The organism is Streptomyces sp. NPDC000878, from assembly GCF_053599695.1.
In genome coordinates this window covers 1-23401 of the sequence record NZ_JBSFMT010000109.1, presented here as the reverse complement: position 1 = coordinate 23401, position 23401 = coordinate 1, and the positions used below count along the sequence as shown (strand labels likewise).

Here is a 23401-nt window from a genome sequence, read left to right as displayed (position 1 = left end):
GCCTGCACGAAAAGCTCGAAGAGGATCATGACGATGGTCACCCAGCCCGTCCGGCGTTTGAGGACAAGGCCCGTTCAGGGCCGTAGCGGGGGTTCGGGGGCGGCAGCCCCCGAGGATGGGACGGGTAAGGGCGGCGGGGGCGAACCACTCACGGCCCCCGCCCAAGCCCCAAGCCGCCCACCTCCCCCTCACCCACGCCGGATAACCTCGTCCCATGAGCAGGCCTCTGACCTTCGCCCCGCCCCCCGGCGCCCGTGCCTACGCGCTGCGTACCGCGCGTGGTGAGTTCGCCGTCGTCGACGCCTCCGTGGGCGTCGGCATCGAGCCGAAGGGGACCGTCCTGCTGCTGCCCGGGTTCACCGGCAGCAAGGAGGACTTCATCTCGATGCACGAGCCACTCGCCGCGCGCGGCTACCGCACCGTCGCCGTCGACGGCCGCGGCCAGTTCGAGTCACCCGGCCCCCGGGACGACGAATCGGCGTACGCGCAAAGCGAGTTGGCCCAGGACGTGCTCACACAGGCCGCAGCCGTCGGCACCCCCGTACACCTCGTCGGGCACTCGCTCGGCGGACAGATCGCCCGAGCCGCCGTCCTCCTCGACCACACCCCGTTCGTCTCGCTGACCCTCATCTCCTCGGGCCCCGCCGAGATCTCCGAGCCACAGCAGCAGCGCGCGAAACTGCTCCGGGACGCGCTCGCCGTGATGAGCATGGCCCAGGTCTGGCAGGCCATCCAGGCCATGGACGACCCGCAGGCCGGCGGCGGCGACCTCGACTCGGTGGACGCCGTGGACGCCGGGCTCGACGACCGCGAGGATCTGCGCCGCCGCTGGATGGGCAACAGCCCGGCCCAACTCGTCGCCACGGGGCGCCAGTTGTGCACCGAGCCGGACCGGGTGGCGGAACTTGCCACCGTACCGCTGCCCTTCCATGTCCTGTCCGGCACCGAGGACGGCACCTGGGCCGTCCCGCTCCTCGACGACATGGCCGTACGGTTGCGCGCACACCGGACCGTCATCGACGGCGCCGAGCACTCCCCCAACACGGACCGCCCGCTGGAGACGGCCCGCGCGCTGGCCGACTTCTGGGACACCACCGGGAAGTGACCGTTGCTGCCGATTACTGCCGATGCTCAGTACTGCGTCTGCAAGTGCTCCCAGAACCCGTCCCGCAGCGCCCGCCGCAGCTCGGCCTGTCCGCGCAGCGAGTACTGGAGCAGCCCCTCCGCCTCCACCAGCAGGTCCTGGTCGACGGACCCGGGCAGATACGGATGCCCGGGCAGCAGCTCGACCAGTGACTCGCGCCCCCGCGCCGCCAGCCACTTCGCCGCGATCTGCGCGCCCACGAACCGCACGTCCTCGCGCGTGGGCCGCGTCCCGACCGACGCCTCGTAGGACGCGGCCGTGCGCCGGGCGACGTACGGCTTGAAGAAGTCGAGGTCGAAGGTGCGCTGGCTGTCGACCTCCCAGAGCAGCGGCTCGGCCTGATTGCGGCCCTCGGGCGCCTCGATGCCCCAGAGGTGGACCCGCGCCCCGTACCCCTGTGCCGCCTCGACCGCCGACACGAGGTCCTCGTCGCCGCCGATGAGCGCGGCGTCGCTGATCGCGCGGTGCCGGGCGAGCGACTCCAGGTCGGTCCGGATCAGGGAATCCACGCCCTTCTGCTGGTTGTTGGCGTTGAGGTTGCCCAGGCGCACCTTCACATCGGGAAGTTCCGCGATCGACTGCTGCTCGATGGTGTGGATGCGGCGCCGGGCACCGTCGTACCAGTAGACGCGCAGCAGCCGGCTGTCCGCGAAGATCGTGCGTGCCTTGTCGATGAGCGCCTCGATGAGACCTTCCGCGTCCAGCTCGTAGCTGCGGCGGTCCTCGGTCCCGGCGACGAGCCGGCCCGCTGCCGCGTACAGATATCCGGCGTCGACGAAGATCGCATGTGTCGAGGGCGTCTTCGCCACCTCGGCGAGCATGCGATGGAGCAACTCGTTCGTACGGTCGATGCGGGCGCTCAGCTCCGCGTGATCGTCGTGGTCGTCGTTGTTCATATGCCTCCATTGTCTCGGCGGTCACGCTTCGAACACAACCGGTCCCGGTCAGTCTCCTGTATGCCGTCTATGCGACTTTCACCAGGCGGTAGTTAGACGTTCGAAAAATTTCCTTAGCGTAGGGAATGTTCGTAACACGCACGTAGTTGAGTACTACGTAACCAAGTAGTTCTCCTCAGGAGGATGACCAGACGAAGGGAGAAGCCCATGCGCTTCGAAATCATGCGTCTTGACGACGTCGACGGCACCCCCGTCGACAGTACGGTCGTGGACGCCGCCTCCGTCAACCGGATCGTGCAGCAAGCAGCCGCCATAGGGCAGCGCCTCTGGATCCGCCCGGCCGAGACCTCGGCCTCATAACGCGCGACATGCGCGGATGACGCTCGCGGACGACGAGCAGACTTCAGAACCCCCGTACGGCACCGACGCCGTACGGGGGTTCTGCATATCCGCGCACATCTGTACGCATCAGCTCTGCTGGACCACCTGGGTGACCCCGTTGATGATCTGCTGCACGGCGATCGCGGAGAGCATCATCCCCGCGAGCCGGGTCACCAGGACCACGCCCCCGTCCTTGATGACGCGGATGATCAGCAGCGAGTACCGCATCACCACCCACAGCACGACATGGACGGCCAGGATCGCCGCCCACACCGACACCTGCATGGCCACGCCGTCCGCCTTCTGCACGGCCAGGATGACCGACACGATCGCCCCGGGCCCGGCCAGCAAGGGCATGCCGAGCGGTACGAGGGCGACGTTCACGTCCTTGGTCTGCTTGGGTTCGTCCGTCTTGCCGGTGAGCAGGTCGAGCGCGATCAGCAGGAGCAGCAGCCCGCCCGCGATCATCAGGGCGGGCACGGAGACATGCAGATAGTCCAGGATCTGGTGCCCGAGCAGCCCGAACACGGTGATCACACCGCCGGCCACACAGACGGCCTGGAACGCCATCCGCTTCTGCACGCGGGCGGGGCGACCGGCGGTGAGCGCGAGAAAGATCGGGGTGATCCCAGGGGGATCCATGATCACGAAGAGGGTGAGAAAGAGCGAGCCGAAGACAGCGACGTCGAACATGGGTGAGGGAGCCTTGCGTAGATACGGGGAGGGGAAAGGGGAGATGAACGCAGGGGCCGGGGCCGAGGCCTCAAGCTCCGACTCCTGCTCCGCCGGTCCCCGGCACCGGGAACGCCCCGGTGGCCCGCCGCGTGATCTCCCCGTACACCTCGGGGTCCGTCGTGTACTCCCCGAGCACGCACGTCTTCCTGCTGCCGTGGTAGTCGGAGGAGCCGGTGGCCAGCAGCCCCAGCTCCGCCGCGAGGCCGCGCAGCCGCGCGCGGGTCGCCGGTTCGTGGTCCATGTGGTCGACCTCGATGCCGTCGAGCCCGGCGGCGGCCAGCTCCGCGATCGCCGACTCCGGCACCGTCCGCCCCCGCTTGCTCGCGGCCGGGTGCGCGAACACGGCCACGCCACCGGCCCCCTTGATCAGCCGCAGCGCCTCGAAGGGGTCGGTCTCGTGCTTCGGTACGTAGGCCCGGGCGCCGTCGGCCAGCCAGTCGCCGGTGAAGGCGTCGTTCACGGTGGGTACGACGCCCAGCTCGACCAGCGCCGTCGCGACATGCGGCCGGCCCACGGAACCGTCCCCGGCGATCCGCGCGACCTGCTCCCAGGTGACGGGCACGCCCAGTTCCTGGAGCTTGGCCACCATGCCCTGGGCGCGCGGCACCCGGTCGTCCCGCACCAGCTCCCGCTCGGCGAACAGCGCGGGCTCCTCGGGATCGAACAGGTAGGCCAACATGTGCATGCTGATCCCGTCGAGCCGACAGGACAGCTCGGCCCCGGTGACGAGCGTGAGCCCGACAGGCAACGCGGCGATCGCCTGGGCGTACCCCCGGGTCGTGTCGTGATCGGTCAGCGCGACGACATCGAGCCCGGCCGCAGCAGCGTTACGCACCAGCTCGGCAGGCGTGTCCGTACCGTCGGACGCGGTGGAGTGGCAGTGCAGATCGATGCGCACGGTGCGAACTCCAGGCGACGACGGGGAGGGGCAGGAACGCGTCAAGCATAACGGCCCCAGAGGGCCACCACGTCACACCTGAAACCTCTAAACGCCCCTTACGGCAGCTGACCTACAGGGGCGCGGGAACTGCGCGACAAGCCCCCACCGGGCCCGCACCCCGCAACGCACCCCAGACACCCCAAACCCAGCCGGCACCGGCACCCTCAAGGCTGAAGCAACCGAGGCGACAACGCCCCACACGGAACCAACTCCACCTCAGCCCCCGCATCCCGCAAATCCGTAAGCACCAGCTCGTCATACATCAGCAACCCCGACTGCTCGGGCCACACCACAGCCCACAACCACAGCCCCAGCGCCTCCCCCGCGAACACCGCCCGATCATCGGGCCCACCCGTGACATGCCACAACGGAGTAGGCCGCCCCGCCGCCAACACCTTCGCCTCGGCCGGCTTCTCGACGTTCATGTACGGCCCCGGATCGGGCCCGTCGATGCCCGCGTACCGCGCACCGAGGCCGACGCCGAGTTCCTCCGCGACCAGGATCAGCTCACCCATGCCCCCGAGCGGGCCGGGGCCCGAACAGGCCACCGCCGTCGCACGGCCGCCACTGCGGTCGTCGCCCGCGCAGCCCACGCCCGTGAAGAGCCAGCCGACCGGCAGCGGCCACGGCATCCACACCGGGACCTGCGTGCGATGCACGACGACATTGAGGGCCTCGACGCTGGGCGGGATCACGGGCTGCAGCGGATGCACCGTCCCGTGCACATCGCACTGCCAGGAGTCGGCAAAGAGTCCGGGAGCCCTGACCCGGCCACCACACTTCGGGCAACTGGGTTCGCCCCTCATAGGGCCCCACGGTCCTCCCCGTCCTTCCTCCCGTCAAGGACGATCACCCGTCCGGAGTGACACGTTTCCACCCTTTCCATCAGGTGAACTAGATGTAGATTGCATTAATTAGCTTCCCTAACTTACTATGTGCATACACCAACGATCCACCGGGGAGCAGACATGCACAGCAACACGGAAGGCGCGGAGGAAACAGCGGGCGCAGAAGGCATTGACGGCCTGGAAGGCACAGCGGGCACGGCAAGCCTCCTCCGGCAGCCGAAGGCCGTCTGGGCTACCGCCGGCGCATCCGTCGTCGCCTTCATGGGCATCGGGCTGGTCGACCCGATCCTGCCGTCCATCGCCAAGGGCCTGGACGCCACGGCCGGCCAGGTCTCCCTGCTCTTCACCTCGTACTTCCTGATCACCGCCGTGGCCATGCTGGTCACCGGCTTCGTCTCCAGCCGTATCGGCGGCCGCAAGACCCTGCTGCTCGGCCTCGCGTTCGTCGTGGTCTTCGCTGGTCTGGCCGGCACCTCGGACTCGGTCGCCGAACTGGTCGGCTTCCGGGCGGGCTGGGGCCTGGGCAACGCGCTCTTCGTCTCGACGGCCCTCGCGGTCATCGTCGGCGCGGCGGCCGGCGGCAGCGCCGCGGCGATCCTGCTGTACGAGTCCGCCCTGGGCCTCGGCATGGCGTGCGGCCCCCTGCTGGGCGCGCTGCTCGGCAACGCCAGCTGGCGCTACCCCTTCTTCGGCACCGCGTTCCTGATGGCGATCGGCTTCCTGTGCATCACGGTGTTCCTGAAGGAGCAGCCGAAGCCGGCCCGGAAGACCTCGCTGCTGGACCCGGTCAAGGCGCTCGGCCACGGTGGTCTGGCCTCCGCCGCGATCTCGTCCTTCTTCTACAACTACACGTTCTTCACCGTGCTGGCCTTCACCCCGTTCGTGCTCGACATGACGCCGTACAAGTCGGGGGCCGTGTTCTTCGTCTGGGGTGTGCTGCTGGCCGTCTCGTCGGTGCTCGTGGCACCGCGTCTGCAGCGGCGGTTCGGTTCGCTGACGGTGCTCGGCGGCTCGCTGGTGCTGCTCGCCGTCGACGTCCTGGTCCTCGGCTACGGCAGCCACACCGTCGCCGTCGTCTGCACGGTGCTGTCCGGCGCGTTCATCGGCGTGAACAACACGGTGTACACGGAGCTGGCGCTGGGTGTCTCGGACGCGCCGCGTCCGGTGGCGAGCGCCGGCTACAACTTCGTGCGGTGGTTCGCGGCGGCTGCGGCTCCGTACTTCGCGCCGAAGATCGAGGAGTGGAGTGACATCCACATGCCGTTCGTGGTGGCGGCGGTGACCGCCGCGCTCGGTGCGGTGGTGGTTGTCGTGCGGCGGAAGTCGCTGACGCACGAGGTGGAGGTGCTGGAGGTTCGGCACGCTTCCGAGGACAGTGTCGGGGTGTTCGCGAACTGAGCGCTCCGCGCGGGGGCGTGGTGTTCTACCTGCGGGCCCGTGGGGGCTGGTCGCGCTGTTCCCCGCGCCCCTGAAGGGGCGCTGCCCAACTGGCCGCTTCCAGGCGGCCGTTGGTGACATCGGTCACTCCGGGGTCAAAGGTGAGGGTCAGTCCAGGGGGACGGATCTGCGGGACGGGTCCCGTAGGTCCGTTCCGTTTGTGAGCCAGCGTTCCTGGAGGGCCTGGGCGCCGTGGACGCGTTTCCAGGCGGCCTCGTTCGGGGTCATCGGGAGCAGGGGCAGGAAGCGGACGGGGTCCAGGGGCTCGTCCAGCTCCAGATCCTCGACCAGGCCGCCCGGCTCGGCGACCAGGACCGAGGTGAAGGGCGCCCCGGGCCACAGCGGCTCACCGACGTCGAGTGAGGCGCCGGGGGCCACGATCACACCCTCGACCTGCGGGGACGCGGCGAGGACGGCGAGCGGGCGCAGCACCTTGTCGGTGTCGGCGAGGCCGGCGCGGACGGAGATGACCAGTTCGGCGCGCGGGCCCTTCACCGGGTCGGCGAGCACCGCGGTGGGGTCCGCCATCGGCTGCGCGGACATGCCGAGCGTGGCGTAGCGGACGATCTCCCCGTCCTCCCCTTCCTGGTCCTGGCCCTGGAAACGCAGCACCTCGACGCGGTCCGTGCCGAGGAAGGTGACCGCGGCGCGCGCGTCCGGTTCGCCCAGCGTCGTACGCAACCGGGCCTCGACCAGAGGAAGAACATCAGCCATGCGGCGAGCATAGAACTCGTCAGTTGCGGGCAAACGCGCGCCTTGACAGTTCCGTCGGCTGTTACCCTAGGCCGGGTTCGGGGCAGCACGCAGAAGCGTCGCGATCAAGTCCCGACACCGCTGAAGTTCCCCTTAGGGGGCTCCCCTTGAAGGGGAATGATCGTCCCTCACGAGGGACCGGCCGGAGGAGGTGGGGCTGCAATGGATCGAAGTCATCCGTGCAGTAGCACCCGCTCTTCCGCCCGCTGATGTAGTTGCTCCGGCCGCTCCCCCGCTGGGCTGTCATCTCTCGCATCGCACCGCATCGCGTCACATTCGCGTTCGCGTCATCGCGGAAGAGCACTTGGTTTCGTTTTGCCCGATCCATGTGATCTGAGTCAGTTCTGAATCAGTAGCGAAGCTCACCACCGCGACGGTGCGGTGCTCCCCGCTTTGTGGACGTGCCAAACATCCTCAGTCAGGACGTCCCCATTCCGGGCAGTTCCAACCGTTGACGGCGGTCTTTCGTTGCGTGTCGCGAAGGAGCCTGCCAAATGTCGATGATCCACAACCTGCGTGCCGCGGTCCGCCCGTCCCGTCCCTCCCTGCGCAAGGACGGCAGCACCTACGACCCCACCCGCGACCCCTCGACGCCCTCGGCCGTCGTCGACTGCGCGGTCTACCGCGACGGCGCCCGGATCGAGACCCCGAAGGCGCTCACCCCGCACGAGGCGATGCGCAAGGTGCGCCGCGACGGGGGCTTCGTGTGGATCGGACTGCATGAGCCGACGGAGGCCGAATTCTCCGGTATCGCCAGCGAGTTCGGGCTCCACCCGCTCGCCGTCGAGGACGCGATCCAGGCCCACCAGCGGCCCAAGCTGGAGCGGTACGACGACACGCTCTTCACCGTCTTCAAGACCATCCACTACGTCGACCACGCCGAACTCACCGCGAACAGCGAGGTCGTGGAGACCGGCGAGGTGATGTGCTTCACCGGACGGGACTTCTTCATCACCGTCCGGCACGGCGGCCAGGGCTCCCTGCGCGCGCTGCGCCACCGTCTCCAGGACGACCCCGAACTGCTCGCCAAGGGCCCCTCCGCCGTGCTGCACGCCATCGCCGACCATGTCGTCGACGGCTATGTCGCGGTCGCGGACGCCATGCAGGACGACATCGACGAGGTCGAGACGGAGGTGTTCTCGCCGGGCCGCAAGGGCACTCCGCGCGGTACCGACGCCGGCCGGATCTACCAGCTCAAGCGTGAGGTCCTGGAGTTCAAGCGGGCCGTCTCGCCGCTGCTGCGGCCCATGCAGCTGCTGAGCGAGCGCCCGATGCGGCTGATCGACCCCGACATCCAGAAGTACTTCCGCGATGTCGCCGACCACCTCGCCCGGGTCCAGGAGCAGGTGATCGGCTTCGACGAGCTGCTCAACTCGATCCTCCAGGCCAACCTCGCGCAGGCGTCCGTCGCGCAGAACGAGGACATGCGGAAGATCACGTCCTGGGCCGCGATCATCGCCGTACCGACGATGGTGTGCGGGGTCTACGGCATGAACTTCGACTACATGCCCGAGCTGCACTGGAAGTTCGGCTACCCCGTCGTCATGACGGTCATGGTGGGCCTCTGCTTCGGCATCCACCGCACGCTGAAGCGCAACGGCTGGCTGTGACGGGGGCTGGTGGCGGGGCACGGCGTCGTTACGCTTCTGCCCATGACGTCCACGACGCCCATGACTGACACGCTGCTCGACCGGGCCCTCGTCGAGGAGGCCACGAAGAAGTCCGGCCTCGTCTGGGTCAAGGGCGCCGCCGGGCCCTCTCGCGCCCTGTGGCACGTCTGGCACGAGGGCGGGGCCGTCCTGGTCGGCGACGGGCCCGGTGAGCAGCCCCTGCCGGGACTGGTCGACGGGGCCGAGGCGGAGGTCACCGTCCGCAGCAAGGACAAGGGTGGGCGGTTGGTCACCTGGGCGGCGACGGTCGTGGAGCTGGCGCCGGACTCCCCGGAGTGGGAGGCCGCTGTCGCGGAGCTGAAGGGGAAGCGGTTGAACGCGCCGGACGGCGAGGCCATGCCGTCTCGGTGGGCGCGTGAATGTCGGGTGGTGCGGTTGGTTCCGCGCGCGGGGGGCTCGCGCCCTCTGCCGGAGGGGTCGTTGGCTGCGCCGCCTGTGCCTTCGCCTGCGACGACTCGGGAGCCGATCCCGGCGGGGTTGCCGCGGCTGCTGTTTCGGAAGCGGCGGGGCAGGTAGTTCGTTTGCCCGCGCGCCCGTGGGGGCTGGTCGCGCAGTTCCCCGCGCCCCTTTGAGGCGGGCGGGGGCAAGAATTTCGGCCACCAGCCCCCGTCGCCCTGTGGGGGGGGTTTGGGGGGCTGCGCCCCCCAAAAGGGGCGCGGGGAACTGCGCGACCAGCCCCCACCGGCCCGCAGCGAAAGAACCGACCGCTCAGGACGTCGGCAGCTGCTGGCCGTAATCCACGGTCTCGTCCTTCTCTGGTTCCTCCAGGGGGAAGTCCTTGCCCCAGTCGCTCAGCAGCAGCGTCCCCGCGCCGCCCGCGCGGACCAGGCGCAAGGGGTACGGGGAGCCCTCCAGGGAGACGTCCAGGGTGCCGCCGGAGCCCTCGTCGCCGGTGATGCGGATCGTGCGGATGCCCGACTGCTTGTGGTGGCCGTCTGTCGCGAGGCTGCCGTGGAGGGTGAGGAGGCCGTCCAGGAGGACGTCCTTGTCGGTGAAGCCGCTGAACTTCTTGTACGAGGGGTCGCCCGTCGGCACCTTCACGAACAGGCCCCCGAGCTTCTCTGCGGCTGCCGCGTCCGAGTCGCTGGCACCGCCCTTGCCGTTGTCCTCGTGGCTCCAGAACGCGGCGTCAGCCTTCAGGAACAGGTGCTCCCCGACCCGCAGCAGCCGGAACGTCGACCCCTTCGCGGTGACCGAGCCGGTGCCGCCGTCGTCCTTGAGGCGCATGTCGAGGGTGTAGGTGGTCCCGTTGGTCACGACGGTCCCGGAGAGCCGTACGGCGTCGGCGGACTCGGCGGCCGTACGGGTCTTCGTCTGGATGGTGTCGGCGGGCAGCTTGCCGACCCCGTTGGTGCCCTCGTCCGGGTCCGAACTGCATCCCGTGAGTCCTGTCCCCGTCACGACCAGGGCGCACATCGCGCCCACCAGTCCGGCGCTGCGGGTACGGCCACGGGGAATCGCAGACACAGGTGGGGCTGCCTCTCGTACGGGTGTCCTGAGCGGTCTGGACGGCAGCGTACCGGTGCCGTGGGGCCCCGGCGGAGCCAGTCCGTCCGGACCCCCCACCAGGGCGTAGGCGAACCGGACGGGCTAGCCTGAAGCGCATCCGAGCAGGCAATTCGGAACCCCCGGAAACAATCCGACGCGCTCCCCGCAGCGCGCACCGAGGCAGGAGGCACGGCATGGCCGCAGGCTCGTCCCGTGTCTTCGTCTCGCACCTCGCCGGTACGGCCGTCTTCGACCCGAACGGCGACCAGGTGGGCCGGGTGCGCGACCTCGTCGCCATGCTGCGCGTCAGCCACCGCCCGCCCCGACTGCTCGGGCTGGTCGTCGAACTCACCACCCGGCGCCGCGTCTTCATCCCCATGACCCGTGTCACCGGCATCGAGTCCGGCCAGGTCATCACAACGGGCGTGCTGAACGTCCGGCGCTTCGAGCAGCGCCCCACCGAGCGGCTCGTCCTCGGCGAACTGCTCGACCGTCGCGTCACCCTCAGCGAGACCGGCGAGGAGGTCACCGTCCTGGATGTGGCGGTACGACAGCTGCCGGCCCGCCGCGACTGGGAGATCGAGCGGGTCTTCGTACGGAAGAAGGGCCGCGGCGGAGCCTTCCGGCGCAACACCGGCGAGACGCTGACCGTCGACTGGTCCGCCGTCACCGGGTTCTCCCTGGAGGAGGACGGACAGGGCGCCGAGAGCCTCCTCGCCACCTTCGAGCAGCTGCGCCCCGCCGACCTCGCGAACGTGCTGCACCACCTGTCGCCCAAGCGGCGCGCGGAGGTAGCCGCCGCCCTCGACGACGACCGGCTGGCCGACGTGCTCGAAGAGCTGCCCGAGGACGACCAGATCGAGATCCTCGGCAAGCTCAAGGAGGAACGCGCCGCCGACGTCCTGGAGGCGATGGACCCCGACGACGCCGCCGACCTGCTCGGCGAGCTGCCCGAGGACGACCAGGAACGGCTGCTGAGCCTGATGCAGCCCTCCGACGCCGCCGACATGCGCCGGCTGATGGCGTACCGCGAGGACACGGCGGGCGGTCTGATGACGACCGAGCCGATCGTGCTGCGGCCGGACGCGACCGTCGCCGACGCGCTGGCCCGGATCCGCGAACCCGACCTCTCCCCCGCGCTCGCCGCCCAGGTGTACGTGTGCCGCCCGCCGGACGAGACGCCGACCGGCAAGTACCTGGGCGCGGTCCACTTCCAGCGGCTGCTGCGCGACCCCCCGTACACCCTGGTCGGCTCGCTCGTCGACGACGATCTGCAGCCCCTGTCCCCGGACGCCGAACTGCCGGTCGTCGCCGGGTTCTTCGCGACGTACGACATGGTGGCGGCGCCGGTGGTCGACGAGAGCGGGTCGCTGCTCGGTGCGGTGACCGTGGACGACGTACTCGACCACATGCTGCCCGAGGACTGGCGGGAGACGGAGTTCCACCTCGACGAGAGCGCAGCGCCTTCCGCTGCCGAGGGGGCGGGTGGCCATGACTCCTGAGCGCGAGACAGGCACCCGCGAGCGCGCGGCCACCGGAGCCACCGCGACCGGCCGCTCCCGGGTCCGGCTCGACCAGCCGCGCGCCCCTCGCCGCCGGCTGCTGCCCGAGTACGACCCCGAGGCCTTCGGACGGCTGTCCGAACGCATCGCGCGGTTCCTCGGCACCGGGCGGTTCATCGTCTGGATGACGGTCGTCATCATCCTCTGGGTGGTGTGGAACGTGAGCGCGCCGCGTGACCTGCGCTTCGACCACTACCCCTTCATCTTCCTGACGCTGATGCTGTCCCTCCAGGCGTCCTACGCGGCCCCGCTGATCCTGCTCGCGCAGAACCGGCAGGACGACCGCGACCGGGTCAACCTCGAACAGGACCGCAAGCAGAACGAGCGGTCGATCGCCGACACCGAGTACCTGACCCGCGAGATCGCCTCGCTGCGCGCCGGGCTCGGCGAGGTCGCGACCCGGGACTGGATCCGCTCGGAGCTGCAGGACCTGGTCAAGGAGCTGGAGGAACGGTACGAGGAGCGGTACGCGGACGGGCATCCCGGGCACCGTTCCGGCCGACCCGGCGTATTCCCGGCAGAACGGCCGCGGGGGCGTGACGTAGAAGACCGGTGACGGGCTTCCCGGGGGCTGTGCGCGGCGCCGTACCATCGTGGTTATGGCTACGGAAGACGCGGTGCGTGAAGCACTGGCGACGGTGAACGACCCCGAGATCCAGCGACCCATCACCGAGCTGGGGATGGTGAAGTCGGTGGTCGTCGGCGCGGACGGGGCGGTCGCGGTCGCCGTGTACCTGACGGTCTCCGGCTGCCCGATGCGCGACACGATCACGAAGAACGTGACGGAGGCGGTCTCGCGGGTCGAGGGCGTCACGCGCGTCGACGTCGAACTCGACGTCATGAGCGACAGCCAGCGCAAGGAACTGGCGTCCGCCCTGCGCGGCGGCCAGGCCGAGCGCGAGGTCCCCTTCGCCAAGCCCGGCTCCCTCACACGCGTGTACGCCATCGCGTCCGGCAAGGGCGGTGTCGGCAAGTCGTCGGTCACCGTCAACCTGGCGGCGGCGATGGCGGCCGACGGCCTCAAGGTGGGCGTGGTCGACGCCGACATCTACGGCCACAGCGTGCCGCGCATGCTGGGCGTGGACGGCCTGCCGACCCAGGTCGAGAACATGATCATGCCGCCGTCCTCGCACGGCGTGAAGGTCATCTCCATCGGTATGTTCACCCCGGGCAACACCCCGGTCGTCTGGCGCGGCCCGATGCTCCACCGGGCCCTCCAGCAGTTCCTGGCGGACGTGTACTGGGGCGACCTGGACGTCCTGCTGCTCGACCTCCCGCCGGGCACGGGCGACATCGCCATCTCCGTCGCCCAGCTGGTCCCGAACGCCGAGATCCTCGTCGTGACGACGCCTCAGCAGGCGGCGGCCGAGGTGGCCGAGCGGGCGGGCGCCATCGCCGTCCAGACCCACCAGAAGATCGTCGGCGTGGTCGAGAACATGGCCGGCCTGCCCTGCCCGCACTGCGGCGAGATGGTCGACGTCTTCGGCACGGGCGGCGGCCAGAGCGTCGCCGACGGCCTCACCAGGACCACGGGAGCAACGGTCCCGGTCCTCGGCTCCATCCCCATCGACGTCCGCCTCCGCGAAGGCGGCGACGAGGGCAAGCCGGTCGTCCTGTCGGACCCGGACTCAGCGGCAGGCGCGGCGTTGCGCGCGATCGCGGGCAAGCTGGGAGGCAGGCAGCGGGGCCTTTCGGGACTGTCGCTCGGGATCACTCCGAAGAACAAGTTCTAACGGGGGTCAGCCGGGGCTTTTGCTTTTAGGGGCGCGGGGAACTGCGCGACAAGCCACGACGGCGCAGCACCCGCCACACAACCCCAGCCCCCACGACGAAGGGGCGCCGCAAACAACCGGCGCCCCCAAACATCACGCGTAAACGCCAATGTCCTTGATCATGGCGAAGCCAAGCCCGTACGCACTCATCCCCCGCCCATACGCCCCCACGTGCACACCCTCCTGCGTAGACCCGGCCAGCACCCACCCGAACTCCGACTCCCGGTAGTGGAACGCCGTAGGCACCCCGTCCACCGGCAGGGACAACGTGGACCAGTCAGAACCGCCGAGATCGTCCGCGAGGACCCACGCCGTCTCCGTCTGCTGGTCGAGCCAGTCGTCCCGCAGGGTGTGGTCCATCTGGCCGGGCCAGGTGAAGGACAGCAGCCCCACCCCGGCCAGCCAGGCCGCAGACGACACCGAGGTCGCCTCCAGCAGCCCCGTGCCGTCCGCACTGCGCCGTACGGGGTTGGCTGCCACGGTGACGACCACCGCGAACCGCTCCCTGTCCTCCCCCATGGCCTCGTGCCGTACGGAGGGTTCGTCGCCGTGCCCGATCGAACCGTGCTCGACGGCACCGTCGGCCGCCGTACCCACCTGCATCAGCCAGCGCGGTCCCGTGAAGGCCTCGTCGAGGCCGTACCAGGGGAAGGGCGCCAGCAGATAACCGTCAATCGTGCGCCGGGCGGAGGGGACAGGTTGTCCGCCCTCCGCGGCCGGCGCCTGTGCGCCCACCCGACTTGTCGTCTCCATGTACCGGACGCCTCCTCGTTCTCGTCGGCCCGGACGGCCCGCCCCCCTTCGGGCGGCGTTGCTGGCCGATGTACAGCCCCACAACAACTCGGCAGCATAGCCACACCGCTCCGAGCAGCAGGGAAAGCGCCCGGCGCGTAGGCCGCGCAGACGTCCGGATCGGGCCGTCCGAGGCCCAGTCGGAGTATGAATCGCGTCACGCGCACACGGACATGTGCACGCAGGCGTACGACGATCAGGTGGCGTCCGCGTCGTAGGGCGGGCGCTCGTCCGGCTCGGGCTTCTTCGTCATGTCGACGGTGCCACCGGAGGAACCGGAGGACGACGAAGAGGAGGACGAGTCGGCATCGCGGCCATGAACCGCGTCCGTGACCTCGGCCATCTCCTTCTTCAGGTCGAAGCCGTTACGGATCTCCTTGAGCCCCAGCTCGTCGTTGTCCAGCTGCTTGCGGATGAACGTCTTGGGGTTCAGGTCCTCGAACTCGAAGTCCTTGAACTCCGGGCCCAGTTCCTGGCGGATGTCCTGCTTCGCGCCCTCCGAGAACTCCCGGATCTTGCGGATGGTGCGCGTGACGTCCTGGATCATCTTCGGAAGCTTCTCCGGACCGAAGACGAGCACAGCGAGGAGCACGAGCGTCACCAGCTCGAGCGGTCCTATGTCATTGAACACCTGAAGCTCCTTGCGAGTCCTCGGTCCTCGGCCCTCGGTGGTCCGTGCGGTCTTCGCGGTCTTCCGTGGTCCGGGCCGGTTCCACGGTACCCGGCCATCCTGTCCCACCGGTACCGTCCGGGGGCCGAAGAGTGCGTGTACGCGACCGGTTTTCCGGGATGTTTGCCTAGTGGGAGCAGGTGCGGGCCCGTCACCTGTGACGTTTCTGTCAGTTACCGCCGGAGGAGCCCAGGACGAGGGAGATCGTCCGCTCCCTGCCGCCGCGCACCAGGGACAGTTCCAGCCGGTCACCGGGGCGGTGGGCGCGGATCTTGACGATCAGTTCCTCGCCGGAGTGGACGCGCCGCCCGTCGACCTCGGTGATGATGTCGCCGGCCTCCAGGCCCGCCCGGTCGCCGGGGCCGCCGGTGGTGACCGGGGGCCCGCCGTCGCTGTCCTCGGTGCCGACGCGCGCGCCGTCGCCGGAGTAGTCCATGTCGAGGGTGACGCCGATGACAGGGTGGGTCGCCTGCCCCGTGTTGATCAGTTCCTCGGCGACGCGCTTGCCCTGGTTGATGGGTATGGCGAAGCCGAGCCCGATCGACCCGGACTGCGTGCCGTCCAGCCCCGAGGCGCTGTCGGCGGAACGGATCGCGGAGTTGATCCCGACGACCCTGGCCCGGGCGTCGAGCAGCGGCCCGCCGGAGTTGCCGGGGTTGATGGGCGCGTCGGTCTGGAGCGCGTCGACGTACGACACGTCGCTGCCGTCGCCGCTCTCGCCCCCGGCGGTGATGGGCCGTTCCTTGGCGCTGATGATGCCGGACGTGACGGTGTTGGCGAGGTCGAAGGGGGCCCCGATGGCGACGACGGGGTCGCCCACCGCCACGTTGTCGGAGTTCCCGAGGACCACCGGCTGGAGCCCGTCGACGTCGCTCACCTTGACGACGGCCAGGTCGTATCCGCTGTCCCGTCCGACGACCTCGGCCTCGGCGGTCTCGCCGCCGCTGAACGTCACGGTTATCCCGCCGTCGGCACCGGCGGGTTCGACGACGTGGTTGTTGGTGAGGATGTGTCCCCGGCCGTCGAGCACGAACCCGGTACCGGTGCCCTCGGCCTCGTCCCCTCGCACATGCAGCGTCACCACGCTGGGCAGCGCACGCGCGGCGATCCCGGCCACGCTGTCCGGGGCCCGCCCGACGGACCCGTCGCTCTCGGCCTGCGGCAGCTGAATACGGTCGCCGTCCCCGCCGTGCCGCTCCAGATACGACCCGACGGCGCCACCGACGCCCCCGGAGAGCAGCGCGAGCAGCACGGCCCCGACCACCAGCCCACGCTTCCGCGCCCCGGGCCGGGCACCGGCGGGCGCGGCTCCGTTCTGCTGGAGGGACTGAGCGGACTGGAGGGGCGAGGCCGCCCAAGGGTCGTAGCGCTGCCAGGGGTTGGGACCGGCGCCGGTCTCGGGAGCCCCAGGAGGGGCAGGAGGGGCTTCGGGTACGTCGGGCACGTCTTCCGGTACGTCGGACCGCCCCTGGGGCGTCAGCGGCCCCGGTACGGCCGTACCGTGCGCCGGGGTCATCGCGGGGTGCTGGACCGGCGGAGCGGGCGCCCAGGGGCCGGGATGACCGTAGGGCGGGGTGCTGTAGGGATCAGGATCGTGGAGGGGCTGGGGCGGTCCGGGCGGGAGTTCCGGCTGAGCGGCGGGCGCGGCTTCGGGCACCTCAGGCACTACAGACGTACCCGACGCTCCAGGCACCGCCACGGGCGGCGGCAACTCGAAGTCACCGTCGCCGTCGGCCCCCGCCAAAACCTCTGCGGAAGCCACACCCTCCTCGGAGGACAGCCGCGCCTCGGCGGCCAAACCCCCCTCTGAAGCCAAGTCCTCCTCGGCGGTCGAACCCTCCGATCCGGAAGCCGATCGCTCCTGACCCGGCGGCGCCGATTCCTCCTGAGGCCGGTTCCACCACTTGACCTTCGCGGGCTTCCCCTCGTTCATGCTCTCCCCACACCTGGCCCGCCGTTGTGCGGCCCGCACCCCGGATTCAACCAGGTTCGTGGGGTCAGCGGACGGTGTCCGAGGAGGAAGGGGACGGTGCGGGAGACGCGTCGGGCGCCGGTGCCATGAGCAGGCCCTGCACCGCCACCTCGGGCGCCGTCGACCAGGAGGTCAGGGCGACCCGCGGGGCCTCCAGCGGGCGTATCAGCGGGGACAGCACCGCGGCGGCGGCCACGACCGGCGTGGTCAGCGGATGCATGGCCGCGCGCTCCCGGCCCCCGGAGGCCGGTGCCGGCACGCCCGGCAGCAAGGGCGCGGACGCCCCCGTCGATGCCACCGGCGCCTGCCCGAACGTCCCCTGCCCGAACCCCTGCGAGAGCAGCGGACCGACCGAGCGGCGCCGCTGGCTGTCGGGAGCCGTCGCGGCGCCCCCGCCCTGCGGACGCATCGGCGTCACATTGCTGCCCCCGGAGGTGCCCCGGGCCTCGGCCGTGTCGCCGGGAACGCCCGTCGACACCCCGCCCAGCGCGATCGCGGCCAGCGACACCGCACCGGCGGCGGCGAACGCGAACCGCAGACTGCGCGAGGACGACCGGTCGGCGTCGTGACGGCCGACGTCATGGATACGGAAACCCCGGCCAGGGGCGGACGACGGGAGGACGGAGGGGTGCGGCCGGGCCGGCACGTACCCGAACCCTTCGTCCCTCACCCCGAAGACTCCTGAGCCGACTCCCGGACCCCCGGGGAACGCGGAGAGCCCGTCGGGGAAACCTCCCCCGCCCAGCGGTGAGCCGCCGGAGTCGGAATCACCTCCGCCGGGCAGGCCCTGGAGACGGGCCAGGAAGCTCTCGGAGGGCGGTGGCGGGGCCATCTCCGCGAAGACGTTCTTCAGACGGCGCTGTGCGTCGGCCTCCGACTTGCACTTCGGACAGGTGGCCAGGTGCGCCAGGACGCGCTCACGCGTCTCATGACCGAGTTCTCCGTCCACAAGGGCGGAGAGCCGGTCTCCCAGATGCTGCTCGGCGAGGCAACGCTCGGCAGAGTACGGCCGTGATCCACTCACGCGCTCGCGCCCCCTCCTCCCAGCGCGGCCACCCGTGGCACCGCGAAGCGGCGCTCGGCACGGGCCTCCGGAGAGCGGTGCGCGAGGGCCTTGCGGAGCTGGGAGCGGCCTCGGTGGATACGGGAGCGGACGGTGCCGAGCTTCACGCCGAGAGTCGCGGCGATCTCCTCGTACGACAGTCCCTCGATGTCGCACAGGACGACGGCGGCGCGGAACTCGGGCGCGAGGGTGTCCAGGGCCTGCTGGACGTCCGCGTCGAAGTGCGCGTCGTTGAAGACCTGCTGCGGGGACGGCTCACGGCTGGGCAGGCGCTCGGCCGCGTCGTCGCCGAGGGCGTCGAAACGGATGCGCTGCTTGCGGCGGACCATGTCCAGGAAGAGATTGGTGGTGATGCGGTGCAGCCAGCCCTCGAAGGTGCCGGGCGTGTACGTCGACAGCGAGCGGAAGACGCGGACGAAGACCTCCTGGGTGAGGTCCTCGGCGTCGTGCTGGTTGCCGGTGAGGCGGTATGCCAGGCGGTAGACACGGCCGCTGTGCGTGCTGACGATCTCCTCCCACGTGGGCGGAGTCCACGCCTGCCCGTCCGCGTCGGTGGAGAAGGTCGCGGTCTGGGCTCGGTCAGCGGCGTGGCTGGGGTCAGCAGCGGTGTTGTTCACGGATTTCGGCCTGCCCGCTGATCCGAGAAGGCGCCGGAGCGCTCCTCCCCGATCCACAGGTGCAGCCGCACCTCCCCTGTCGGCTCTGGTGGTGACCAGTGGAGCACCTACCATAGCCACCTCGCCCGTTAGCTCCGGATAAGCGGTTTTACGAGAAATTGATCTCCGCTGATACGGCTCGGCGGGCCGCGTGAGCACCTGTCCCGCGTCCTCTGCGTACCCTGCGTTCTCAGCCTTCTCGGTGTGCTGGTCCATCCGCTCGTCCCCCTGGTCGTCAGCCTGTCTGTCCCACCTCGTCCCGCACCCCTCTAAACGCCCGGTCCCATCTGCGGGTTCCCGGCCGCAACGGATACAGTCACGCCCAGGCAACTGCGGGGACAGGAGAGGGTCATTACCGGCAACCGGCAGACGAGCTGGGCGTTCGCCGACGCCTTTGTCGCCGAGGACGAAGCACTGCGCTGGGCCCGTGACCGGGCCCGCGAGGCAGGGCTGCGCTCGGTGGCGCCCAGCACGGGCGCCGCGCTACGGCTGCTGGCCGCCTCCGTGGACGCGAAGGCGGTGGCGGAGATCGGGACCGGGACGGGCGTCTCGGGCATGTACCTCCTGCACGGCATGCGCGCGGACGGGGTCCTGACGACGGTCGACCCCGAGCCCGACCACCAGCAGTTCGCCCGTCAGGCCTTCCGCGCGTCCGGCTTCGCCAGCAACCGCGCCCGCTTCATCCCGGGCCGCGCCCTGGACGTGCTGCCCCGGCTCGCGGACGCCGGCTACGACCTCGTCTTCTGCGACGGTGACCGGCTGGAGAGCCTCGACTACCTAGCTGAATCGTTGCGTCTGCTCCGTACGGGTGGCCTGGTGGTCTTCGAGGGCGTCTTCGCCAACGGCAGGACGGTCGATTCGGGGCCCCAGCCCACCGAGGTCATACGGCTGCGGGAGCTGCTGCGCGCGGTGCGCGAGAGTCAGGAGCTGGTGTCGTCCCTGCTGCCCGTGGGCGACGGTCTGCTGTGCGCGGTCAAGCGTTGATGCCCGAGCACTGAGGCAAAACAGTGCCCCGGCACCGTGTGTTCACGGTGCCGGGGCAGCTGAAAGGGTATGGACGCGTCCGCGCGTCAGCCGACGACCTTCTTGAGGGCATCGCCCAGCGCGTCGGCCTCGTCAGGGGTCAGCTCGACGACGAGTCGACCGCCGCCTTCGAGCGGAACGCGCATGACGATGCCCCGCCCCTCCTTTGTCACCTCGAGCGGGCCATCGCCCGTCCGCGGCTTCATGGCCGCCATGCTCGTTCCCCTTCCTGAAACCAGCTCATCGTCGCCGACGGCCCCTTAGGAGGGCACGCCCATCCCCTCATGGGACGAACGTCACCGGCATCGAACACATTGCTTCCAAGCCATTATCCCGCATCTCAGGACCCTATGACCAACATCAGTCGGCATCGCTTGAGCAACGCGCGCGATCAAAACCACCCAATTCGCCGATGTGGCTGCGATACTTCGCCGCCGCGCGGACCCGCGCCGACGCCGGACGGACGGGAATTCTTTGACGCAGGTCACATGACCGGCCCTCTCCTCGGGCCGTGATCTCCGCCATGCTGTCCTGCGACGACCGAGCCGCGACACCCACCGGAGGGGACCCCCATGGCCGACACCGTGCTCTACGAGGTGCACGACGGACTGGCGACGATCACGCTGAACCGCCCCGAGGCGATGAACGCGCTGAGCATCGCGACCAAGGTCGCCCTCCGGGAGGCGGTCGAGGCCGCGGCCACGGACGGCGCCGTACGGGCGGTGCTGCTGACCGCCGCCGGGGACCGGGCGTTCTGTGTGGGTCAGGACCTCAAGGAGCACATCGGGCTGCTGGCGGCCGACCGCGAGGCCGGCACGGGTCAGACCATGACCACGGTCCGCGAGCACTACAACCCCATCGTGCGGGCGCTGACGGGCATGCCCAAGCCGGTGGTGGCGGGCGTGAACGGCGTCGCGGCCGGGGCCGGCTTCGGCTTCGCGCTCGCCGCCGACTACCGGGTCGTCGCGGACACGGCCGCCTTCAACACGTCGTTCGCCGGCGTGGCGCTGACCGCCGACTCGGGCGTCTCCTGGACGCTCCCGCGTGTGATCGGCCCCGGGCGCGCCGCGGACCTGCTCCTGTTCCCGCGCAGCATCAAGGCGCAGGAGGCGTACGAGCTGGGCATCGCGAACCGGGTCGTCCCGGCGGCGGACCTGCGGGCCGAGGCCGAGAAGACGGCACGGGCCCTGGCGGACGGCCCGACAGTGGCGTACGCGGCCCTCAAGGAGGCCATCGCGTACGGCTTCTCCCACTCCCTGGAGGAGACCCTGGAGAAGGAGGACGAACTCCAGTCACGGGCGGGCGCGTCGGAGGACCACGCGATCGCGGTGCAGGCGTTCGTCAACAAGGAGAAGCCGAAGTATCTGGGTCGGTGAGAGTCCCTTTTTGGGTGGGACGCGTTTGGGGTGGGACGCGCCGTTGGGAGCTGCGGGTCCGTGGGGGTTGATCGCGCAGTTCCCCGCGCCCCTTAGCAGTTCCCCGCGCCCCTTAGGGGGCGCTTCTCGCGACGCACGTTGCCAAGTGGTCGTCGACCAGTCCGCAGGCCTGCATGAGCGCGTAGGCCGTCGTCGGGCCCACGAAACGCAGGCCGCGCTTCTTCAGGGCCTTCGACAGGGCGGTCGACTCGTCGGTGACCGCGGGGACGTCGGCGAGGGTCTTGGGGACCGGGCGGGTGGCGGAGTCCGGGGCGTGGGACCAGATCAGGTCGTCCAGGTCGCCCGGGGCCCAGTCCGCGAGCACGCGCGCGTTGGCGATCGTCGCGTCGATCTTCGCGCGGTTGCGGATGATGCCGGCGTCGGCGAGGAGCCGTTCGCGGTCGGCGTCCGTGAAGACCGCGACGGACGCGATCCCGAAGCCGGCGAAGGCGGTACGGAAGCCCGCCCGGCGGCGCAGGATGGTGATCCAGGAGAGGCCGGACTGGAAGGCCTCCAGGGAGAGCCGTTCGAAGAGGGCGTCGTCGCCGTGGACCGGGCGCCCCCACTCCTCGTCGTGATACGCGACGTAGTCCTCCGTGGACAGCGCCCAGGGGCAGCGCAGAGCGCCGTCGGGGCCTGCGAGGGCCACCCCGGCGTCGCTCACTGCTCGCTCCCCTCGGCCGGCTTGTCCATGGGGACCCTCGACGCGGCCTGGGCGCCGGACAGCGCGGACTCCAGGTCGGCGATACGGGCGTCCCGCTCGGCGAGTTCGGCGCCGAGGCGGGTGAGCGCGTCGTCGACGTCCGACATGCGGTAACCGCGGGCGGCGACCGGGAAGCGGAGGGACTCGACGTCACCGCGGTCGACCGGACGGTCGGGCGGCAGGGGGTCCTGGAGGCGCTCGGGCACGGCGTCCGGCAGGACGGCGTTCTCGCCGCCGCCCACCACGGCCAGCGTCACCGCGCCGACCACGACGGCGAGCGCGACGACCAGGAACAAGAACATCAACATCGCTGGTTCCCCATGGAATTCGGATGGATCGGAAGGAGCGGATGAATCGGAAGGAGCGGAAGGAGCGGGTTGATCGGGTGGATCGCATGGATCGGGGTGGAGCTGAAGTGCCTCAGCCCAATGCGGCAGGGTCCGATCGTGCCATGCGAGTCTGGCAGTTATGGTCGCAGGCGGCCGAATACCGGAACGTACTAGGAGAGGTCACAGGCGATGCTCAGACTGGGCAGGCGTGAATTCGGCGCGCACGAGCCGGTGATCATGGCGATCGTGAACCGGACCCCGGACTCCTTCTACGACCAGGGAGCCACCTTCCGCGACGAGCCCGCGCTCACGCGCGTGGAGCAGGCGGTGTCAGAGGGTGCTGCCATCATCGACATCGGCGGGGTGAAGGCGGGGCCGGGCGAGGAGGTGACGGCGGCGGAGGAGGCGCGGCGGACGGTCGGCTTCGTGGCGGAGGTGCGCCGCCGGTTCCCCGACGTGATCATCAGCGTGGACACCTGGCGGGCGGACGTGGGCGAGGCCGTGTGCGAGGCGGGGGCGGATCTGCTGAACGACGCGTGGGGCGGTGTCGATCCGCGACTCGCGGAGGTCGCGGGGCGGTACGGGGTGGGGCTGGTGTGCACGCACGCGGGCGGTGCGGAGCCTCGGACTCGTCCACATCGGGTGGAGTACGGGGATGTCATGGCCGACATCCTCCGGGTGACCGTCGGGCTGGCCGAGCGGGCGGTCTCGCTGGGGGTGCCTCGGGAGTCGGTGATGATCGATCCCGGGCACGACTTCGGGAAGAACACGCGGCACAGCCTGGAGGCGACGCGGCGGCTGGGGGAGATGGTGGAGACGGGGTGGCCGGTGCTGGTGTCCCTGTCCAACAAGGACTTCGTGGGCGAGACGTTGGACCGGCCGTTGAAGGAACGGCTGGTGGGGACGTTGGCGACGACGGCGGTGTCGATGTGGCTGGGGGCGCGGGTGTACCGCGTCCACGAGGTCGCGGAGACGCGCCAGGTGCTGGACATGGTGACGTCGATCGCGGGTCACCGTCCGCCTGCGGTGGCGCGGAGGGGGCTGGCGTAGGGGTTTCCTCGCCCCCGCCGCCCCTACCCGTCCCATCCCTGGGGGCTGCGCCCCCAGACCCCCCTTTCGGCCTGAACGGCCTCGTCCTCAAACGCCGGACGG

General features: G+C 70.2%; 25 protein-coding genes. 11 read left to right on the top strand and 14 right to left on the bottom strand.

Going from position 1 to position 23401, the window contains the following annotated elements:
- Window positions 1–214 precede the first annotated feature (214 nt).
- A complete protein-coding gene (locus ACWDR4_RS46630) occupies window positions 215–1105 on the top strand; it encodes an alpha/beta fold hydrolase (protein WP_450417853.1) in 891 nt (296 codons plus the stop codon).
- A 26-nt stretch (window positions 1106–1131) separates the two neighbouring features.
- Here ACWDR4_RS46630 and ACWDR4_RS46625 read toward each other — a convergent pair whose 3' ends face one another.
- Window positions 1132–2040, bottom strand: a complete 909-nt coding sequence (locus ACWDR4_RS46625) for an NYN domain-containing protein (protein ID WP_389348612.1) — start codon at window positions 2038–2040, stop codon at window positions 1132–1134.
- 207 nt (window positions 2041–2247) lie between these two features.
- On the opposite strand from ACWDR4_RS46625, the gene ACWDR4_RS46620 reads away from it, so the two are divergent.
- A complete protein-coding gene (locus ACWDR4_RS46620; RefSeq protein ID WP_107055985.1) occupies window positions 2248–2400 on the top strand; it encodes a hypothetical protein in 153 nt (50 codons plus the stop codon).
- A 108-nt stretch (window positions 2401–2508) separates the two neighbouring features.
- On the opposite strand, the gene ACWDR4_RS46615 is transcribed toward ACWDR4_RS46620, so the two are convergent.
- The 3 genes from ACWDR4_RS46615 to ACWDR4_RS46605 form a co-directional block, all read right to left on the bottom strand.
- Complete coding sequence (locus ACWDR4_RS46615) at window positions 2509–3114, bottom strand: MarC family protein (RefSeq protein ID WP_235475009.1); 606 nt, start codon at window positions 3112–3114, stop codon at window positions 2509–2511.
- 70 nt (window positions 3115–3184) lie between these two features.
- Window positions 3185–4054: a PHP domain-containing protein gene (locus tag ACWDR4_RS46610; protein WP_450417850.1), complete on the bottom strand. Its 870-nt coding sequence runs from the start codon at window positions 4052–4054 to the stop codon at window positions 3185–3187.
- Window positions 4055–4260: 206 nt separating this feature from the next.
- Window positions 4261–4902, bottom strand: a complete 642-nt coding sequence (locus ACWDR4_RS46605) for a DUF6758 family protein (RefSeq protein ID WP_450417848.1) — start codon at window positions 4900–4902, stop codon at window positions 4261–4263.
- A gap of 162 nt (window positions 4903–5064) precedes the next feature.
- On the opposite strand from ACWDR4_RS46605, the gene ACWDR4_RS46600 reads away from it, so the two are divergent.
- Entirely contained in the window at window positions 5065–6342 is a 1278-nt protein-coding gene (locus tag ACWDR4_RS46600; protein ID WP_450417846.1) for an MFS transporter, read from the top strand.
- Between the two features lie 147 nt (window positions 6343–6489).
- Here ACWDR4_RS46600 and ACWDR4_RS46595 read toward each other — a convergent pair whose 3' ends face one another.
- Window positions 6490–7095, bottom strand: a complete 606-nt coding sequence (locus tag ACWDR4_RS46595; RefSeq protein ID WP_450417844.1) for a suppressor of fused domain protein — start codon at window positions 7093–7095, stop codon at window positions 6490–6492.
- A 533-nt stretch (window positions 7096–7628) separates the two neighbouring features.
- Here ACWDR4_RS46595 and ACWDR4_RS46590 point away from each other — a divergent pair.
- Window positions 7629–8744: a magnesium and cobalt transport protein CorA gene (locus ACWDR4_RS46590; RefSeq protein WP_450417842.1), complete on the top strand. Its 1116-nt coding sequence runs from the start codon at window positions 7629–7631 to the stop codon at window positions 8742–8744.
- Between the two features lie 60 nt (window positions 8745–8804).
- Window positions 8805–9320, top strand: coding sequence for a hypothetical protein (locus ACWDR4_RS46585; protein WP_450417858.1), 516 nt, complete (start codon window positions 8805–8807; stop codon window positions 9318–9320).
- A gap of 192 nt (window positions 9321–9512) precedes the next feature.
- Here ACWDR4_RS46585 and ACWDR4_RS46580 read toward each other — a convergent pair whose 3' ends face one another.
- Window positions 9513–10220 (bottom strand): hypothetical protein, encoded by a 708-nt coding sequence (locus tag ACWDR4_RS46580; protein WP_450417856.1) that lies wholly within the window; start codon window positions 10218–10220, stop codon window positions 9513–9515.
- A 266-nt stretch (window positions 10221–10486) separates the two neighbouring features.
- Between ACWDR4_RS46580 and ACWDR4_RS46575 the strand changes: the two genes are divergently transcribed.
- Genes ACWDR4_RS46575 through ACWDR4_RS46565 form a run of 3 tightly spaced genes read left to right on the top strand, consistent with a single transcriptional unit; the run spans window position 10487 to window position 13587 of the window.
- Window positions 10487–11794: a magnesium transporter MgtE N-terminal domain-containing protein gene (locus ACWDR4_RS46575; RefSeq protein ID WP_450417840.1), complete on the top strand. Its 1308-nt coding sequence runs from the start codon at window positions 10487–10489 to the stop codon at window positions 11792–11794.
- Window positions 11784–12410 carry a DUF1003 domain-containing protein gene (locus tag ACWDR4_RS46570; protein WP_450417839.1) on the top strand — a complete coding sequence of 209 codons (627 nt, stop codon included), beginning with the start codon at window positions 11784–11786 and terminating at the stop codon, window positions 12408–12410. Before ACWDR4_RS46575 ends, ACWDR4_RS46570 begins: the two co-directional genes overlap by 11 nt.
- A 43-nt stretch (window positions 12411–12453) precedes the next feature.
- The gene (locus tag ACWDR4_RS46565; protein WP_450417838.1) at window positions 12454–13587 is read left to right on the top strand and encodes an Mrp/NBP35 family ATP-binding protein; all 1134 of its coding nucleotides are present in this window, start codon (window positions 12454–12456) and stop codon (window positions 13585–13587) included.
- A gap of 132 nt (window positions 13588–13719) precedes the next feature.
- On the opposite strand, the gene ACWDR4_RS46560 is transcribed toward ACWDR4_RS46565, so the two are convergent.
- The 5 genes from ACWDR4_RS46560 to sigE all read right to left on the bottom strand — a co-directional run bounded on the left by ACWDR4_RS46560 (window position 13720) and on the right by sigE (window position 18854).
- A complete protein-coding gene (locus tag ACWDR4_RS46560) occupies window positions 13720–14379 on the bottom strand; it encodes a hypothetical protein (RefSeq protein WP_450417836.1) in 660 nt (219 codons plus the stop codon).
- A 235-nt stretch (window positions 14380–14614) separates the two neighbouring features.
- Complete coding sequence (locus tag ACWDR4_RS46555) at window positions 14615–15049, bottom strand: sec-independent translocase (protein WP_450417834.1); 435 nt, start codon at window positions 15047–15049, stop codon at window positions 14615–14617.
- Window positions 15050–15257: 208 nt separating this feature from the next.
- Window positions 15258–17021: a trypsin-like peptidase domain-containing protein gene (locus ACWDR4_RS46550; protein ID WP_450417832.1), complete on the bottom strand. Its 1764-nt coding sequence runs from the start codon at window positions 17019–17021 to the stop codon at window positions 15258–15260.
- Between the two features lie 64 nt (window positions 17022–17085).
- The gene (locus ACWDR4_RS46545) at window positions 17086–18084 is read right to left on the bottom strand and encodes an anti-sigma factor family protein (RefSeq protein WP_450417830.1); all 999 of its coding nucleotides are present in this window, start codon (window positions 18082–18084) and stop codon (window positions 17086–17088) included.
- A complete protein-coding gene (gene sigE, locus ACWDR4_RS46540) occupies window positions 18081–18854 on the bottom strand; it encodes an RNA polymerase sigma factor SigE (RefSeq protein ID WP_235475024.1) in 774 nt (257 codons plus the stop codon). Before sigE ends, ACWDR4_RS46545 begins: the two co-directional genes overlap by 4 nt.
- A gap of 210 nt (window positions 18855–19064) precedes the next feature.
- Between sigE and ACWDR4_RS46535 the strand changes: the two genes are divergently transcribed.
- Window positions 19065–19763, top strand: coding sequence for an O-methyltransferase (locus ACWDR4_RS46535; RefSeq protein WP_450417855.1), 699 nt, complete (start codon window positions 19065–19067; stop codon window positions 19761–19763).
- Between the two features lie 86 nt (window positions 19764–19849).
- On the opposite strand, the gene ACWDR4_RS46530 is transcribed toward ACWDR4_RS46535, so the two are convergent.
- Window positions 19850–20017: a DUF3117 domain-containing protein gene (locus ACWDR4_RS46530; protein WP_003966491.1), complete on the bottom strand. Its 168-nt coding sequence runs from the start codon at window positions 20015–20017 to the stop codon at window positions 19850–19852.
- Window positions 20018–20374: 357 nt separating this feature from the next.
- Here ACWDR4_RS46530 and chcB point away from each other — a divergent pair, with 357 nt between their 5' ends.
- Complete coding sequence (gene chcB, locus ACWDR4_RS46525) at window positions 20375–21178, top strand: 2-cyclohexenylcarbonyl CoA isomerase (protein ID WP_450417828.1); 804 nt, start codon at window positions 20375–20377, stop codon at window positions 21176–21178.
- 112 nt (window positions 21179–21290) lie between these two features.
- Here chcB and ACWDR4_RS46520 read toward each other — a convergent pair whose 3' ends face one another.
- Both ACWDR4_RS46520 and ACWDR4_RS46515 read right to left on the bottom strand, forming a co-directional pair.
- Window positions 21291–21881, bottom strand: coding sequence for a DNA-3-methyladenine glycosylase I (locus ACWDR4_RS46520; protein ID WP_450417826.1), 591 nt, complete (start codon window positions 21879–21881; stop codon window positions 21291–21293).
- Complete coding sequence (locus ACWDR4_RS46515) at window positions 21878–22228, bottom strand: DivIVA domain-containing protein (RefSeq protein WP_450417824.1); 351 nt, start codon at window positions 22226–22228, stop codon at window positions 21878–21880. Before ACWDR4_RS46515 ends, ACWDR4_RS46520 begins: the two co-directional genes overlap by 4 nt.
- 210 nt (window positions 22229–22438) lie before the next feature.
- On the opposite strand from ACWDR4_RS46515, the gene folP reads away from it, so the two are divergent.
- Window positions 22439–23299, top strand: coding sequence for a dihydropteroate synthase (gene folP / locus ACWDR4_RS46510; RefSeq protein WP_450417822.1), 861 nt, complete (start codon window positions 22439–22441; stop codon window positions 23297–23299).
- The last annotated feature ends 102 nt before the right edge of the window (window positions 23300–23401 follow it).